The sequence below is a fragment of the Hahella chejuensis KCTC 2396 genome (assembly GCF_000012985.1).
GTDB classification, from domain to species: domain Bacteria; phylum Pseudomonadota; class Gammaproteobacteria; order Pseudomonadales; family Oleiphilaceae; genus Hahella; species Hahella chejuensis.
Genome location: NC_007645.1, coordinates 6,710,487 through 6,724,724 on the forward strand (window position 1 = coordinate 6,710,487; position 14,238 = coordinate 6,724,724).

The window sequence follows — 14,238 nt, forward strand, 5'->3', positions numbered from 1 at the left end:
TGTCGTTGCTCAACAAATCCCGATCAACTTCAACAGAAGGAAGAGGCGGTGACCGAATCCCATCCCATCATTCATGCATTTCACCTGGACGGCGAAGGCAGCGCTTCTCCTATTCCTGTTGAGAAAGCCGCTGAAGCGGCGCAGGACAAGTCCCGCCTGACCTGGCTGCATATCAATGTGCTGCACCCGGGCGCGCTTGACTTGTTGGAAAATCAACTCGGCCTGGACTGGTTGATCGCCGAGGCGCTGATGGCCGATGAAACCCGTCCCCGAATGATGGAGCTGAACGAAGGGCTGTTGATCATTTTACGCGGCGTCAACATGAACCAGGGGGCGGAGCCGGAAGATATGGTGTCCCTGCGCGCCTGGATCACCGAATACGGCGTCATTAGCGCAGGGAGACGCCAATTAAAGGCGACGGCGGACATCATCGAAAAGCTGGAGCAGAACATGGGCCCCTGCGGAGCCGGCGAATGGCTCACGGAAATGTGCGTGGAGCTTTATGATCACATGCAAAGCGCCGTCACCACATTGAACGAAACCACCGACGATCTGGAAGACCGGGTGTTGGTGTCTCAGGATGAATCTATTCGCGAGTCCATTATTTCCACTCGCAAACGGGCGATTGTGTTCCGTCGCTATATCTCGCCGCAACGGGATGTTATCGCCCGACTGCAAACGTCGGAGTTGCGTTGGATCAGCGCTAACGACAAACGCAGATTGACGGAGGTGATGGACTGGCTGACCCGCTATGTGGAAGACCTGGACGCCATACGCGAACGCTCCCAGGTCATCAAAGATGAGCTGGCGGCGGCCATGAACGACCGCCTGAACCGGCACTTGTATCTGCTTTCCATTGTCGCCGCGGTGTCTCTGCCGCTGGGCCTGCTGACCGGCCTGTTCGGCATCAATATCGGCGGAATGCCCGGCGTGGACGATGGCAACGCCTTCTGGCTGTTTTCTATTCTGTTGGTGGCGCTGCTGGTGCTGGAAATCGTCTATCTACGCAAAAAAGGCTGGATTTAGCCGACAGATCGCGCATGCTCGATGACTTTTTGCGCCAGTTTGGGCAATAAGGGCAAAGGCAGATCATGCCCCCAGCCGGGAATCATCTCCAGTTTGGCGTCGGCGATGCTCTGCTTCAACATGTGTCCGTTCCTGGGCTTCATCAATGGGTCCGCCGAGCCGTGCAAAATCAGCGTGGGCATGGTGATGTTGCACGCCAGCTTCTCCAGGCTGCCGGTGGCGAGGATCGCCCGCATCTGACGAACAATGCCTTTGGGCCGGTAACTGCGCTGATAATCCCTGGCGATGCGCTGCAGGATACGCTCCTTCGGCGTTGGAAAAGATGGGCTTTGCACGGTTTCCCAGAATGCGACGCCCCGCCTCAGCGCGGCCTCCTGGTGATGGCCGCGCACACCGCCGCCATTGATGCGCCATAATGTGCCCAGATCGGGCATCGGCTGCTTGGGGCTGTTGTTGGAGGTCATCATCAAGGTCAGAGATTTGATCCGCTGCGGCTGCCGCGCGGCCACAATCTGCGAGATCATTCCTCCCATGGAGACGCCCACCAAATGCGCGCGCTCAATATTCAGAGCGTCGAGTAAGGCAATGGCGTCATCCGCCATATCGTACAGCGTATAGGAAGCCGTTACCGGCAACCCCAGCTTGGAGCGCACAAAATCCACGGGCACCGGAACCCGATGCGGACAATCGATTTCCGAAGAGTGACCGATATCCCGATTATCAAGCCGGATCAGACGGTAGCCCGCCTCGATCAATGGCTCCAGGAATTCCGGCGGCCAGGCTGTCATCTGACAGGCCAGCCCCATAATAAGCAACATAGGCTCGCCATCAGGATCGCCCAGTTCTTCGTAACAAATCTGAATGGAGTTTACCTTGAGGTACTGCTCCCGGGGGTGGTAATACGCGTGGGTCATGGTCCGTACAATCGTAAAGCCGCTGTCTCAGCCTTCATAAAAAGGTCAGGCCATCATATACGGGAAATTAAGGGCAATTGATTAACTTTCCAAGTTTTAACGCAACAAACCGCGCAAAGTGCGCGGTTTATCCAAGTTACTGATACGAACTGTCAGGCGGATTTTTTCCGAATGCGGTCCAATACGGCGTCCGCCTCCGTTCTGGCTCCGATACCCGCTTTACGCAGTTTATCCTCCAGACCATCGTCATTGAGTCCCTCATCCAGTTGCTCCATGGCGCGCTTCATATCGTCGAATCGCTCCTGTCGCTCCCGAATGCGCTGCAGGGAATCCTGCATATCGCTGATGCGCGATCCCATGGAGTTCGCCCGCACCGTCAGTGACGCCGTCGCCTGCTGCGTGCTCTGGGTAGCCTGCACCATGCGCAACTCACGTCGATAGTTCTGAATACTTTGCGCAGCGGACTGCAGACTCAGGCGCAACTTTCTCTCATGCTCATTCAGTTTTTCCGCCGCTTTCCGCTCATCCGCAAGCGTTTTCTCCTGATCCGCAATGACTGTCGCCAGATCATGCGCCAGCTCTTGCAGTCCCTTCTCCAGCGCCATACCCGCCTGCGACTCTTTTTCCTCCAGATATCTGGCGCGGCGGGCAATGCCTCGCTCCAACCGCATTTTTTCCGCCATGACCCGCGCCAGATCATGTTTGGCCTGCCCCATGGCGCATTCGCAGTCGTATATTTCCTGTTCAAAAATACGGATGGCGTTCGCATCCACCACCCGCTCCGCACTCTCACGTGTCGCGCCGCGCACGGCGGTCAACATTTTTTGCATGTAGTACATATAAAGCACCTCGTGATTCATAAGTCGTCCCTGGCGGACGGTTTGCGGCCTGCTTGCATTCGGTTACTCAGCATAGTCCCGCAGCATTTGGTTGGTTTTGGCTTCATTGATCTTGTGGATAAGGCGATGGGATTCATGTTCATCGCGCATGGTTTTAGACAGCGTGATAGTCGAGCTGATGAGAAACAGCGTACTGATGCTGAAATAACCTTTGATAAGCAAATCCACCGGCATGAAGAAAATGCCGGCGCCCACGGCGGCGAGCGCGATGACGAAAGAAGACTTCACGTAAAACAACCAACCTTTGGAATTACTCTGGATTTCTGCAACTGTCATGAGTTGTCCCTCTGTGTGATCCGATGTCCCGCTCACTCTGCTGTCGCCCCCGCTATTTTTGAATCTAAATCTGAATGGGTGCTGAATGGCCGCCTCAAAGTATCGTCATGCGATACCTTCACTGGAAACAGGCTATTCCTACACAGATATCAATCCCCAGCTCACCCACATGTTGACACTGATTATTTTACAAACCTAAAATGTTTACACTTAAAACATAAACAAGGATCACCTCCATGCGTCCCTTTTATCGTGCTTTGACCTTCTCAGTGGCGACGTTGATATATGGCGTCGCGCCCCTGGCCAATGCAGACGAGCCTGTCGTTCATACGGAAACCGTTCGCCTGGAAACCTATACGATTCCCATCACCACCAGCGGCGTGCTCGCCAATCAGTCTGAGCAGACGCTGTCTTTCAAAACCCCGGGGATTGTTGCGGATATTTCCGTGAAGGAAGGACAGCGGGTCCGCGCGGGAGAACTGATCGCCGTCCTCGACAGAGAAGAAATCGCAGCGGAAGTGGCTCAGGCGGAGGCTTACCGGGACGACGCTCAACGGAGTCTGGAACGATTCAAAAAGCTATACGCCAGCAAGGTCGCGCCGCTTGAACAAGTGCAATCTGCGGAAACCGCCTTGCGGGTGGAGAGCGCCCGTCTCAAAGTAGCTCGCTTCAATTTCAAGCATTCGGAAATCATCGCCCCCAGCGATGGCGTCGTACTGCGCCGCCTGATCGAACCCAATGAACTGGTCAGCGCACAGCGTCCCGCATTTGTCTTCGCCCAGGAGAACGCGGGCTGGGTCATTCGCGTGGGCGTCAGCGACAAAGAAATCGTACGCGTTAGAGAGGGAGATAAGGCGGAGGTGCGTTTGGACGCCTACCCCGGTCAAGCCCTGAATGGGGACGTTTATGAAACCGCGGCGAAAGCCAGTCCCGGCAGCGGAGTTTTCGAGGTGGAGGTGCGTCTGCATCCCAATGACGCGCGACTGTTGTCAGGCATGGTCGCGCGAGTGACGCTGACGCCCAAAGCGGAGGAGCAACTGGTGATGATACCGCTCAGCGCCATTATCAGCGCCGGCGGTAAGAATGCGGAGGTTTTCGTATTGGACGCCAATAACCGCGCTCATCGCCGTCGGATCGTACTACGTGACTTTTCTTCTTCCCATGTCGCCGTGGCCCATGGCCTGGAAGCGGGGGAAACTCTGGTCACCCGCGGAGCCACCGGACTGGTGGAAGGCATGCTGGCGACGCCCGTCGCACTAGCCGCCAATCCCTGATCTATCACATCGGAGTATCCGCCATGCGCCTGCCGGAATTAGCCATCCGCAACCACGCCTTCGCCTGGGTCGCCGTTTTATTGTTGCTCGGTCTCGGCCTGGTTTCTTTTCTCACTATGCCGCGTTCGGAAGATCCGCAATTCGACTTCCCGACGACCCTGACCACCGTTCTCTATCCCGGCGCCACACCAGTGGATATGGAGCGTCTGGTGGTGGACCCCATCGAAGACGCCATCAACGAGCTGGAGGACCTGAAGTCGGTTTACACCGAGATAGAAGACGGTTTGGTGCTGGTGCGCACGGAGTTTCTGTACGGCAGCGATCCAGAAGATAAATTTGAAGATGTCGTGGGGGCCATCCAGAGCATCCGCAGCGAGTTGCCGCCTGACCTCGCCCGCCTGAAAACGGAAAAGCTATCTCCGGCGGACGTGAATATTCTACAGATCGCCCTGGTTTCCGGCTCCGCGTCCACCAAAGAGTTCAAGTACTATGCCGAGCGTCTGGAAACCCGTCTGGAGAGAGTTTCCGGCGTCAAGCGCGTGGATGTGAAAGGGCTGGCGGACCTGGAAGTGCAGGTGAAAGCGGACTGGGTGTTACTGCGTCGCCATGGGGTGTCCCTGGACGAACTGGCGGAAGTGGTGCGCAGAACCGCGCAAAATCTTCCCGGTGGATACGTCAACGGCGACGATCGCCGCTTCAACGTTCGCACCAGCGGCGACTACAAAGATATTGAGACCCTCTCCCGCACCGTAGTGCGCGCCCGGGATGGCCATGCCGTTTACATCGGCGATTTGGCGGATATTCGCCTGCAAGACAGCACGCCCACCTACAGCGCCCGCTATCAGGGCGAGCCCGCCGTTTTCATCACAGTGGTTCAGCGTAAGGGCAGCAATATTTTCGATGTCATGGCGGGCGTGAAAACCACTCTCGACAGCTTCGCCGCCGAGCTGCCAGACAACTTTCAAACCCATCTCGCTCATGATCAAAGCGTCAGCGTCAATGAACGCGTCGACGGCTTCTTCGAAAACCTTTGGCAGGGCCTGTTGTTGGTCGCCGTCGTAGTACTGACGTCTCTGGGCGCGCGCGCCGCTTTCGTTATCGTACTGGCGATCCCTTTTTCCATCCTCATCGGCTTAGGATGGTTGGACCTGACCGGTTTTGGTCTGCAACAAATGTCCATCGTCGGGCTGGTGATCGCTCTCGGATTGCTGGTGGACAACGCCATCGTCGTCACAGAAAACGTGGAGCGCTATCTGCGTCAGGGCGACAACCGGGAGGACGCCGCCATTAAAGGGACCTCGCAAGTTGGCTGGGCGGTGGTGAGCGGCACGGTCACGACGGTACTGGCGTTTTTGCCGATTCTGTTGCTGCAGAGCGGTTCCGGCACTTTTATCCGCTCCATGCCTGTCACCGTGATCCTGACGCTGGCCGCGTCGCTGCTGATCGCTCTTACCATCACCCCCCTGTTGGCCAGCCGTTTTCTGAAAGGCGGCGGGGCGTCATCCTCCAGGCCAGGCTGGTTGTTGCGCGCGCTGACGAGTTTCGCAGAAGGTCCTTATGCTCGCGGCCTGGCGTGGAGTCTACGCCATCCATGGCTCGTGCTGATCATCTCCGCTGTGTTTCTGGCGGGCGCCCTGTCTCTGTTCGGCCAAGTTGGAGTAAGTCTGTTTCCAAAAGCGGAAAAATCGATGATATTGGTGAATGTGGAGACGCCGGAAGGCTCCACCTTCGAATCCACCCGCAAAGCCGCTCAGGAAGTGGAGCAATACCTGATGGAGCAGCCCGGCGTCAACGCCGTCGCCACCAACATCGGCAAAAGTAATCCACGCGTGTACTACAACACCATGGACAGCAAGCAGCAGCCCAATTACGCTCAGCTGCTGGTGCAGTTGACGCCGCGGCCTTATCAGGAAATAGAACAGTGGGTCAGCGAGCAGCGCGAACACTACAAAACCTTCGCCGACGCTCAGGTGCGTTTCAAGGAGTTTCATCAGGGGCCGCCCGTGCAGGCGCCCATCACCATTCGCGTTACTGGAGACAATATAGAGCATCTGCGGCAGGCGGCTCAGGATGTCAGCGACATCATCGCCAACACCGACGGCGCTATCAATGTCGACGCCCCGATCAGTCGGCATAAAGTGGATTTGCGTGTCAACATCAACCGCGATAAGGCAGCGTTTCACCATGTCAGTCTGGACGCCATCGACCGCACTGTTCGCGGTGGTCTGGTAGGTCTGAATGTAGGCTCGTTGCGGGATGATGAAGGTGAAGACTATCCCATCATCGTCACCGCGAGAGAGCGCGCCGAACCGGAGCTGGATCAGTTTCAGCGCATGATGGTCGCCAACACTGAAGGCGTTCTGACGCCGCTGATTCAGGTTGCGGATATCGAGCTGGAAACCGCTGTGCCTAAGTTTCAGCACTATAACCTGGAGCGAATGGCGATGGTGACGGCGGATATAAAACCCGGTTACCAGACCGAAGCCGTCACCAACGCGATTGTGGACAAACTGGACGCCTATTCCTGGCCTCAAGGCGTCCACTACACGGTAGGGGGCGAGCAGGAAAACCGTAAAGAGTCGTTCGGCGGCATGGCGAAGGCCCTGCTGGTGGCGGTGGTAGGCATCTTCGCGGTGCTGGTGATGCAGTTCCGTTCGTTTTCCCAGCCGCTAATCATCTTCGCCGCGCTGCCCTTCGCCATCATTGGAGCGATACTGGGGCTCTACTTTACAGGTAATACTTTTTCGTTCACCGCTTTCGTCGGGCTCACTTCACTGGTGGGAATCGTCGTCAACAACTCCATCATTCTGGTGGATTACGCCAACCAGATACGCGGGGAAGGCGTCAGTGTGAGCGAGGCGATGGCGCGGTCCGCCCGCACCCGCCTGATTCCCATTTTACTAACGTCGCTGACCACAATTGGCGGACTGACGCCGCTGACGTTGACCGGATCGTCCATGTGGGCGCCCATGGGCTGGACGATAATTGGCGGTCTTACCACTTCAACACTACTGACGCTATTTGTAGTACCGGCTTTGTATCGCTTGTTTGAAGGGTCCGGACGGCAGGTAAAAAGCCTGAGTGACGCACAGATAAGCGGGCGGGATGGTGAGGCTGTGACTACTTATTCAGCCACTCCGTGATGGGCATGGGATAACCGAAGGCGAACCCCTGAATAAGGTCGAAATTCATGCGCTGGCAAACCACCGCCTCCTCTTTGGAGCCGACGCCTTCCGCCAGCGCCTTCACTCCCATTTTGTGCACCATGGACACCAATAGCTCCAACAGTTCCTGACGTTGGGGCGATTTGTGGATATTACGAATCAGGGCGATATCGAACTTTACGACGTCCGGCGGGGCTTCCGCCAATTCCACCAGACGCGCCTGTCCGGCGCCGAAATCGTCATAGGCCAAACCGATCCCCATAGTGCGGATTTCCTTGGCGAGGGCTTGAATCACCATAAAATTGGTGACCGCCTGCTCATGAATCTCCAATACCAGCTCCACATTGGGGTGCGTCTTGCGCACATGCTCCAGCGTCGCCAGTAGACGCGGGCCATCCAATAACTCTTGCGGGTGCGTATTTACGAACAGCGGCATTTTCAGTTTATGTTCTGCAGCGTCCTTGATGCCAATGACACGGAACAGTTCGCTAAGCTCCACCGCCAGGTCGACGCTCTCCGCAATGGTGAACAGCGGCCCCGGACTGGGCAACAGGTTCGGATGCGCCCCCCGTCCCAGCAGTTCGTAGGCGACGGCTTTACCTTTGATATCTACGATAGGTTGAAAGACGGCGTTCACCAGCGTCTGGGATATCAATTCCTTCAGATCCCGGGCCCCCAAAGGAATGCGCTGCGACAGATCGCCTTGCATCACCATCGTAGAGTAGGTCGACTCAGTCGGTGTCGGCGGACGGTCTTCTTCATCCACCAGTCGCGCCTCAATGTGGGCGAAATGAATGACGTCTCCGCTACAAACAGGGGTCACTTGGTTGATGCGGCAGTGATTGACGAAAGTCCCGTTGGTGGAGGACAAATCGCGGACGAATAGTTGCCCTCCATCCTGATGGAACTCAGCGTGCTGCCGGGAAACGTCTGTGGCGTCTATGGTGAAGCTGACGTTGTCACTGCGACCGACAACGAATGGAAAATCCCTGACCGGTAGACGCTTTAATTGATTACCCTGGCCTGAATAACATTCCAGATACCAACGTGTCACCGGTGTTTACCTCACAAACAACAGGCTTCCGAGCGGATACACGTACACGCCCTCCCCGGGCGAAATGCTTAAACGCGATTATCATAATTGTGGCCCATAATCCCTATTAGTAAAGGAGATAATAGTGAAACAGTGTAAACCGCCCGGCGTCGGTTATTGTCGCCAAGCGACCAGCCTGGAAGGCGTTCAGCGCAGCAGTCTACGACACTGATAGAGATAGCAAAGAACATCTCCACGCTGCGTCGGAACGACATGAAAGTCAGTGAACCCAGCCCTCTCCAAAGCGCTTCGCAAAGCTTCGTCGCTCAGCGCAGAACGATCTGTAACATCCGCATCCTCCGCCAGGATCAGTCGCCCACCCGGACGCACAACACGCGCCGCCTCAGCCAACCCTCCCGCGACGTCCCGCCAGTGATGCAGCGTATTCACCGCCCAGGCGATATCCACGGAAGCGTTCGCTAACGGCAAAGATTCCGCCGCGCCAGACAGATATTCAATCGATGCAACGTTGTCCTTATGCTCTTTGGCGAACTGCAGCATCAGTGGCGTAGGTTCTACGCCCACCAAACGCCCCGTCGTCACCACAGCGGAAGCCAGACGCAACGCCTGCCCGCCGCCGCATCCTATATCCAGTACACAGCTGTCGGGCTTTAAGTCCGCCGCTTCGACAACAAACTCGTTACTTGGCCATTCGCTGTAATTGTCGCAGTACCAGCGCGTGATGGTCTCATTCCATTCCGGTTGATGTTTCTCCTCAGACATACCATGCTTTTCCTCTGGTTGAACTCCTGAACCATGGTAGGCGTCCCAGGCGTTTTTACGCAGAGCGGAACAAGGGAATAAATCGGCTGATATTTAGATTTATTGCTCTGGGAACTACGTTATCAACATGGCAATGATGTTGGCCTGCGGATAATCAGGCGCACGGATGCGCCTGCGCGGCGGCTAGCTGCGGGAGACAGGGCCTGACATGCGCAGGCCCTGTCGTTGCAGACAAATAGAAGGAAACTATTTGTCTGCCTGAGTAATAGAAAAAAGAAAAATCGGCTATATTCGTCCCATGCATGCGACACAACCTATCGCCGTCGAACACGGCGTCATGAGCTTTAACGAACACAGCGAAGAGGCGTCCCACGCCGAGCATGTGTTATCCCTGATATTGGACGGCAGCGCGCGCATCCGTCATGGCGATGAAATCACGCTGGGAGCGGGGGTGGTCACGCTGGTTCCCGCAGGCATGCCTCACCGTTTGCTGTCGGCGAATAATCTGGAGGCATGGTGGCTGGGCTTTTGCGCCGGTTGTCTGAGTATTGACGAAACCCACCCGCTAATGTCCCCCTTCAAGCGGGTTCGCTCCGGTATGCCGCCGATGATCGTCATTGAGCCGACGCGACAGGCGCGTCTGCTTTCTCTGCTTGCGGATCTGCGTGAGGAGTGCCAAAACAACACACCTGAAACCGGCGTTGTCACCCGCTGCCTGCTTCTGTTGATATTAGCGGAAGTTAACCGCGCTATGCGGGCAGACTCTCCACACACAGCGCCGCCGACTGACAGCCTGACAACACGGGCGCTGGAATATATTCAAAGTCACTGTCTGGAGAAAATATCGTTGCAGGATGTCGCCACAGCGGTGCACCGTACGCCAGCGCATGTGGCGGCGGCGGTGAAGAAATCCACCGGCTATTCTGTAGGGGATTGGATCGCCCGCAACAAGTTGCAGGCAGCCAGCCTGAAGCTGGCCCACACAGGTGAATCAGTAGAGAAAATCGCCGTCAGCGTCGGGTGGAGCGACGTCACCCATTTCATACGGCAATTCAAGAAGCACTATGGCGCAACGCCCGCTGCCTGGCGCAAGCAGGTCCGGGCCAATCATAGACCAGAGGAAGCGACGCGATGACAGGCTACGGCTCTCTTTATTCCAGGTCAGAGTGGTCCACGCCAAGGTCATGCAGGATGTCCATTAATTCTTCTCGCGCCAGCTTTCTGACATTCAGAACCAGAATGATCTGCAGAAACAGGTCCGCGCCGAGAATGCCTTTATTGATCTTGTTGCGGAGATTATCCGCGCTCTGCTGGGTTCCGATTCGGGCCAGCCTGTCGCTAAGGTCGCTATACTTAACGCCACGTTTGGCCATTTCGAATTTAATGATGCGCGAAGCCAGTTCTCTCCAGGAGTTCATTGACGGTTTGGTTTCGTTTTCCATGGCGTCCATTTCTTCTTTATGTAAAAGATAATTTACGTTTATGAGTTAAAATTTACTATAGAGCAAAAAAAAGTTTGTGCAAATAAAATTCTTGGTGTACATTTTTCTACAAGCCTTCAATCGGGGTAAAAATTAATAGGAGAACAAAATGAGCTGGGATCTCTTAAAGCTGGAAAGCCTTTTGAGTCAACGCGATGACTACGCAGTCACCAGAGAAGCGACCTGCCTGTGCATTACTAATAGCGACGGCATCGACGCCTATCTCGCGATCAGCGGCGAACAAATTATTGTCGAGTCTCTGCTGTTTGCAAAAGGCCAAGTTAAAGATTGCGCACTTCTGAATGACGACATTCTGAAAACGCATCAAATATTCCCTCTCACCACCATTGGCATCACCAATGTGGAAGGCGAGGACTATTACATGGCTTTCGGCGCCCTGTCGGCCCAATCCAAAGAAGAAAGCATCCTGATCGAGGTTGATATGTTGTTCCAAAACGTTGAAGCGTTTTTGGACGCGTACCAGAACCATCTTGTTAACGGAGTTGAATTATGAGCGTTTGGAAAAAATTAGTGACCGCCATCAAGGGCGGAGCCAACGAAGCGGCGGAAGCGGTTGTGGACAGTCAAGCATTGCGCATCCTGGACCAGGAAATCCGTGAAGCCAAAGAAGAACTGCGTAAGTCCGATCACGCACTGACCCAGATCATGGCGAAAAGAAAGCTGGCCGACCAGAAAGTAGCGAGCCTGAAAGCCTCTGTCGCCGAATACGAAGGCCACGCACGCAAGGCGGCGGATAGCGACCGTAATCTGGCGCTGGAATGCGCGCAGAAAGTGGTGGAGCTGCGCGACCAGATGGACGCTGAGCAGAAATACGTGGATCAGTTCAACCAGTCCGAGCAGACCCTGCGTCGCAACATTGCACAGGCCAAGTCCAACCTGCGTCGTATGGAGCAGCAGATCGATATGGTGAAGGCGACTGAATCCGTGCAGAAAGCGCAAGTCGCAGTCTCTTCCAGACACATGGGCGCAAACAGCAAAATGAAGACCGCGGCGGAATCCCTGCAGCGCATCCAGAGTCGCCAGAATCAGCGCTCGGCGGAGCTGGACGCAGCAGAAGAGCTGGCTTCCGAAGAGAGCGGCGATTCTCTGGACGCAAAACTGAAGGCGGCCGGCATTAACGGCTCCAACGCTAACGCAGACGACGAACTGGCGCGTATACTCGGAGGGAACTGAGTTTAAGAGCTTGTCTGATGCCAATAATAAATAAGATCAAGAGAATCTTTATCCGACATTTTATGGAGCTGCGATGGCAAGGAGTCGTCATCGCATTGCTTTCCTATGTGGGTCTGAGCTATTTCTTCCTATATTTGTCCGGCGAGACGGATTTACTGTCTCTGCCGGATTTTGCTTATTGGCTGGTCGTTACCGCCTCCACCGTCGGATATGGCGATTTCTCGCCGCAAACCCCCGCCGGCAAACTGGCCGTTTCCGTATTTGTCATTCCATTCGGCCTGAGCCTGTTCGCATTATTCGTAGGTAGAGTCGCCGTGTTCGCCTCTTATCACTGGAAAAAGGGAGTGAAAGGTTTGAAACAACTCGATTGCGCCAATCATATTCTCGTTATCGGCTGGAACGAAAGACGCACGCCTCATCTGATCCGTCTCTTGTTGCGTGAGCAGCTCGGCAGTGAGGAAACCCGCCAGGTAGTTCTCTGCGCGAAAGCGGATATTGAAAATCCCATGCCGGAGGAAATAGGCTTCGTCAAAGTTGAAAGCTACAACAATGACGCGCAAATGAGCATGGCCTGCTTGGAAAGTGCGTCCACCATCATCATCGACGCCCCGGAAGACGACGTCACTATGACAGCCGCCCTCTATTGCGCCAGCCGCAACAAAGACGCCCACATGATCGCCTATTTCAACGACGACAATCTGAGCCGCCTGTTGAAAGTTCATTGTCCCAACATAGAATGCACGCCGTCGGTAGACGTTGAGTTGCTGGCGAAGTCCGCCATGCATCCCGGCTCCAGCGTATTGCATCAGGACCTGCTGAACGTGCAGGATGGCATGACGCAATACTCCATCAGATATCCGGCCGAAGCCAAAAGCGTCCCGTTGCGAAATTTGTTTCTGCCGCTAAAAGAACGTTATGATGCGATCCTGATTGCCGTCGGCGACGGCAAAGGGGCCGTTACCTTGAATCCACCTATGGACCATACTGTTGCGCCCGGAACCACGATTTACTACATCGCGGACGAACGCATCGATGGACTTGATTGGGAGAAACTCTGTGTTTAGCAAGTTTTTCAAAAAAGATGAACCTAAGCCCCCTTCCGCTCCAGAGATCATGGGGTTGCGTCTCGGCGGCGCATTTGAACTCGATCAACTGAGACTAAAACTGATCGAACCTTCGGTCATTTTTAAAGGCGCGGCCAAAACCCAGTTAATCCAGGCGGTAGGCCAGGTGAAACTGGACGCCAGCAGCACACTGCTGCGCTTCTACACCGACGACGACGGATTTATTCAGGTGGTGTTGAATGGCGGCATGACGGAAAACCACGTTGAAGACGTCAAGCTTTGGTATTTCTATGAAACCCGCGCGGTTGGAAGCCAGTCGGATTGGGACATGTTAATAAACTCCCAGATCAGCCAGCCTGAATACAGTATTGAAGGCCACCGCTTCCAGCGGGTTTGGGAAAGCGTCGGAGAATCCTCTCCCCCTGTGGCCATGACAGAGAAAACCACCACCGAAGCAGGCGAAGTCACAGAGACGGATCAGTTTTCGATGTTGTATGAAAGATCCGTGAATGAAGACCTGGATGAGTTTCTCATGGTCTGCGGCGAAGAAAAAATCATCGATAACCGCGCCGACCGCTGTCTGGTGCTGTCCACCGGCATTAATCTGCGGCCTGCGGACATCGTTATCATTGGATAAATGCGGCCCTCCGCATTTATCCCCTCAACCCACATAACATATCCATAATTATTAAAGAAGGAGCTGTCCATGGACGCTATCGCACATTCGCTGTTAGGCCTAACGAATTTTGCGATTTACTTTTCTTCCTCATTAGTCCTGCTATTGGTGTTCAAATTCCTGTATACCATGGTCACGCCTCACGACGAGTGGAAACTGGTCAAAGAAGGTAAGAGCGTCGCCGCTGCGACAGGCCTTATCGGCGCTGTGATTGGCTTTTCCATCGCACTCGCCGGAGCCGCCTCCAACTCCGTATCTCTGCTTGATTTCTGGGTATGGGCTGCTGTCGCGCTGATTGCGCAGGTTGTGGCCTTCGCCATCATTCGCTTCATCTTCATGCCTAAAATTGTACAGCGCATTACTGACGGCGAAGTGTCCGCGGGCGTCGTACTGGGCGGATTTTCCGTGGCCGTAGGCATTCTGAACGCGGCTTGCATGACCTACTAAGGAGCAG

The 14,238-nt window shown here is 55.1% G+C and carries 15 protein-coding genes; 9 read left to right on the forward strand and 6 right to left on the reverse strand.

What is annotated here, in order from left to right; translation table 11 throughout:
* Positions 1–48 precede the first annotated feature (48 nt).
* Entirely contained in the window at positions 49–1,026 is a 978-nt protein-coding gene (locus HCH_RS29695) for a zinc transporter ZntB (protein WP_011400272.1), read from the forward strand.
* Here HCH_RS29695 and HCH_RS29700 read toward each other — a convergent pair.
* The 3 genes from HCH_RS29700 to HCH_RS29710 all read right to left on the reverse strand — a co-directional run bounded on the left by HCH_RS29700 (position 1,023) and on the right by HCH_RS29710 (position 3,115).
* Positions 1,023–1,940, reverse strand: a complete 918-nt coding sequence (locus HCH_RS29700) for an alpha/beta fold hydrolase (protein ID WP_011400273.1) — start codon at positions 1,938–1,940, stop codon at positions 1,023–1,025. The two genes, HCH_RS29695 and HCH_RS29700, sit on opposite strands and share 4 nt — an antisense overlap.
* A 152-nt stretch (positions 1,941–2,092) precedes the next feature.
* Positions 2,093–2,800, reverse strand: coding sequence for a PspA/IM30 family protein (locus HCH_RS29705; protein WP_011400274.1), 708 nt, complete (start codon positions 2,798–2,800; stop codon positions 2,093–2,095).
* A gap of 42 nt (positions 2,801–2,842) precedes the next feature.
* Positions 2,843–3,115, reverse strand: coding sequence for a YiaA/YiaB family inner membrane protein (locus tag HCH_RS29710; RefSeq protein ID WP_011400275.1), 273 nt, complete (start codon positions 3,113–3,115; stop codon positions 2,843–2,845).
* A gap of 236 nt (positions 3,116–3,351) precedes the next feature.
* On the opposite strand from HCH_RS29710, the gene HCH_RS29715 reads away from it, so the two are divergent.
* A complete protein-coding gene (locus tag HCH_RS29715; protein WP_011400277.1) occupies positions 3,352–4,389 on the forward strand; it encodes an efflux RND transporter periplasmic adaptor subunit in 1,038 nt (345 codons plus the stop codon).
* A 23-nt stretch (positions 4,390–4,412) separates the two neighbouring features.
* Positions 4,413–7,532, forward strand: coding sequence for an efflux RND transporter permease subunit (locus tag HCH_RS29720; protein WP_011400278.1), 3,120 nt, complete (start codon positions 4,413–4,415; stop codon positions 7,530–7,532).
* Here HCH_RS29720 and HCH_RS29725 read toward each other — a convergent pair.
* Together HCH_RS29725 and HCH_RS32820 are read right to left on the reverse strand one after the other, a co-directional pair.
* Positions 7,510–8,607, reverse strand: coding sequence for an EAL domain-containing protein (locus tag HCH_RS29725; protein ID WP_011400279.1), 1,098 nt, complete (start codon positions 8,605–8,607; stop codon positions 7,510–7,512). The two genes, HCH_RS29720 and HCH_RS29725, sit on opposite strands and share 23 nt — an antisense overlap.
* 186 nt (positions 8,608–8,793) lie before the next feature.
* The gene (locus tag HCH_RS32820) at positions 8,794–9,369 is read right to left on the reverse strand and encodes a class I SAM-dependent methyltransferase (protein WP_011400280.1); all 576 of its coding nucleotides are present in this window, start codon (positions 9,367–9,369) and stop codon (positions 8,794–8,796) included.
* Between the two features lie 298 nt (positions 9,370–9,667).
* Between HCH_RS32820 and HCH_RS29735 the strand changes: the two genes are divergently transcribed.
* Entirely contained in the window at positions 9,668–10,504 is an 837-nt protein-coding gene (locus tag HCH_RS29735) for a helix-turn-helix domain-containing protein (protein ID WP_011400281.1), read from the forward strand.
* A gap of 16 nt (positions 10,505–10,520) precedes the next feature.
* On the opposite strand, the gene HCH_RS29740 is transcribed toward HCH_RS29735, so the two are convergent.
* Positions 10,521–10,811 (reverse strand): DUF6471 domain-containing protein, encoded by a 291-nt coding sequence (locus HCH_RS29740; RefSeq protein WP_041600068.1) that lies wholly within the window; start codon positions 10,809–10,811, stop codon positions 10,521–10,523.
* A gap of 148 nt (positions 10,812–10,959) precedes the next feature.
* Between HCH_RS29740 and HCH_RS29745 the strand changes: the two genes are divergently transcribed.
* The 5 genes from HCH_RS29745 (at position 10,960) to HCH_RS29765 (ending at position 14,231) form a co-directional block, all read left to right on the forward strand.
* Positions 10,960–11,364 (forward strand): YjfI family protein, encoded by a 405-nt coding sequence (locus HCH_RS29745; protein ID WP_011400283.1) that lies wholly within the window; start codon positions 10,960–10,962, stop codon positions 11,362–11,364.
* The gene (locus HCH_RS29750; protein ID WP_011400284.1) at positions 11,361–12,044 is read left to right on the forward strand and encodes a PspA/IM30 family protein; all 684 of its coding nucleotides are present in this window, start codon (positions 11,361–11,363) and stop codon (positions 12,042–12,044) included. The genes HCH_RS29745 and HCH_RS29750 overlap by 4 nt, the downstream gene beginning before the upstream one ends.
* 17 nt (positions 12,045–12,061) lie before the next feature.
* Entirely contained in the window at positions 12,062–13,108 is a 1,047-nt protein-coding gene (locus HCH_RS29755) for a potassium channel protein (protein ID WP_011400285.1), read from the forward strand.
* Positions 13,101–13,745: a YjfK family protein gene (locus HCH_RS29760; RefSeq protein ID WP_011400286.1), complete on the forward strand. Its 645-nt coding sequence runs from the start codon at positions 13,101–13,103 to the stop codon at positions 13,743–13,745. The genes HCH_RS29755 and HCH_RS29760 overlap by 8 nt, the downstream gene beginning before the upstream one ends.
* A gap of 69 nt (positions 13,746–13,814) precedes the next feature.
* The gene (locus HCH_RS29765) at positions 13,815–14,231 is read left to right on the forward strand and encodes a DUF350 domain-containing protein (protein ID WP_011400287.1); all 417 of its coding nucleotides are present in this window, start codon (positions 13,815–13,817) and stop codon (positions 14,229–14,231) included.
* Positions 14,232–14,238 lie beyond the last annotated feature (7 nt).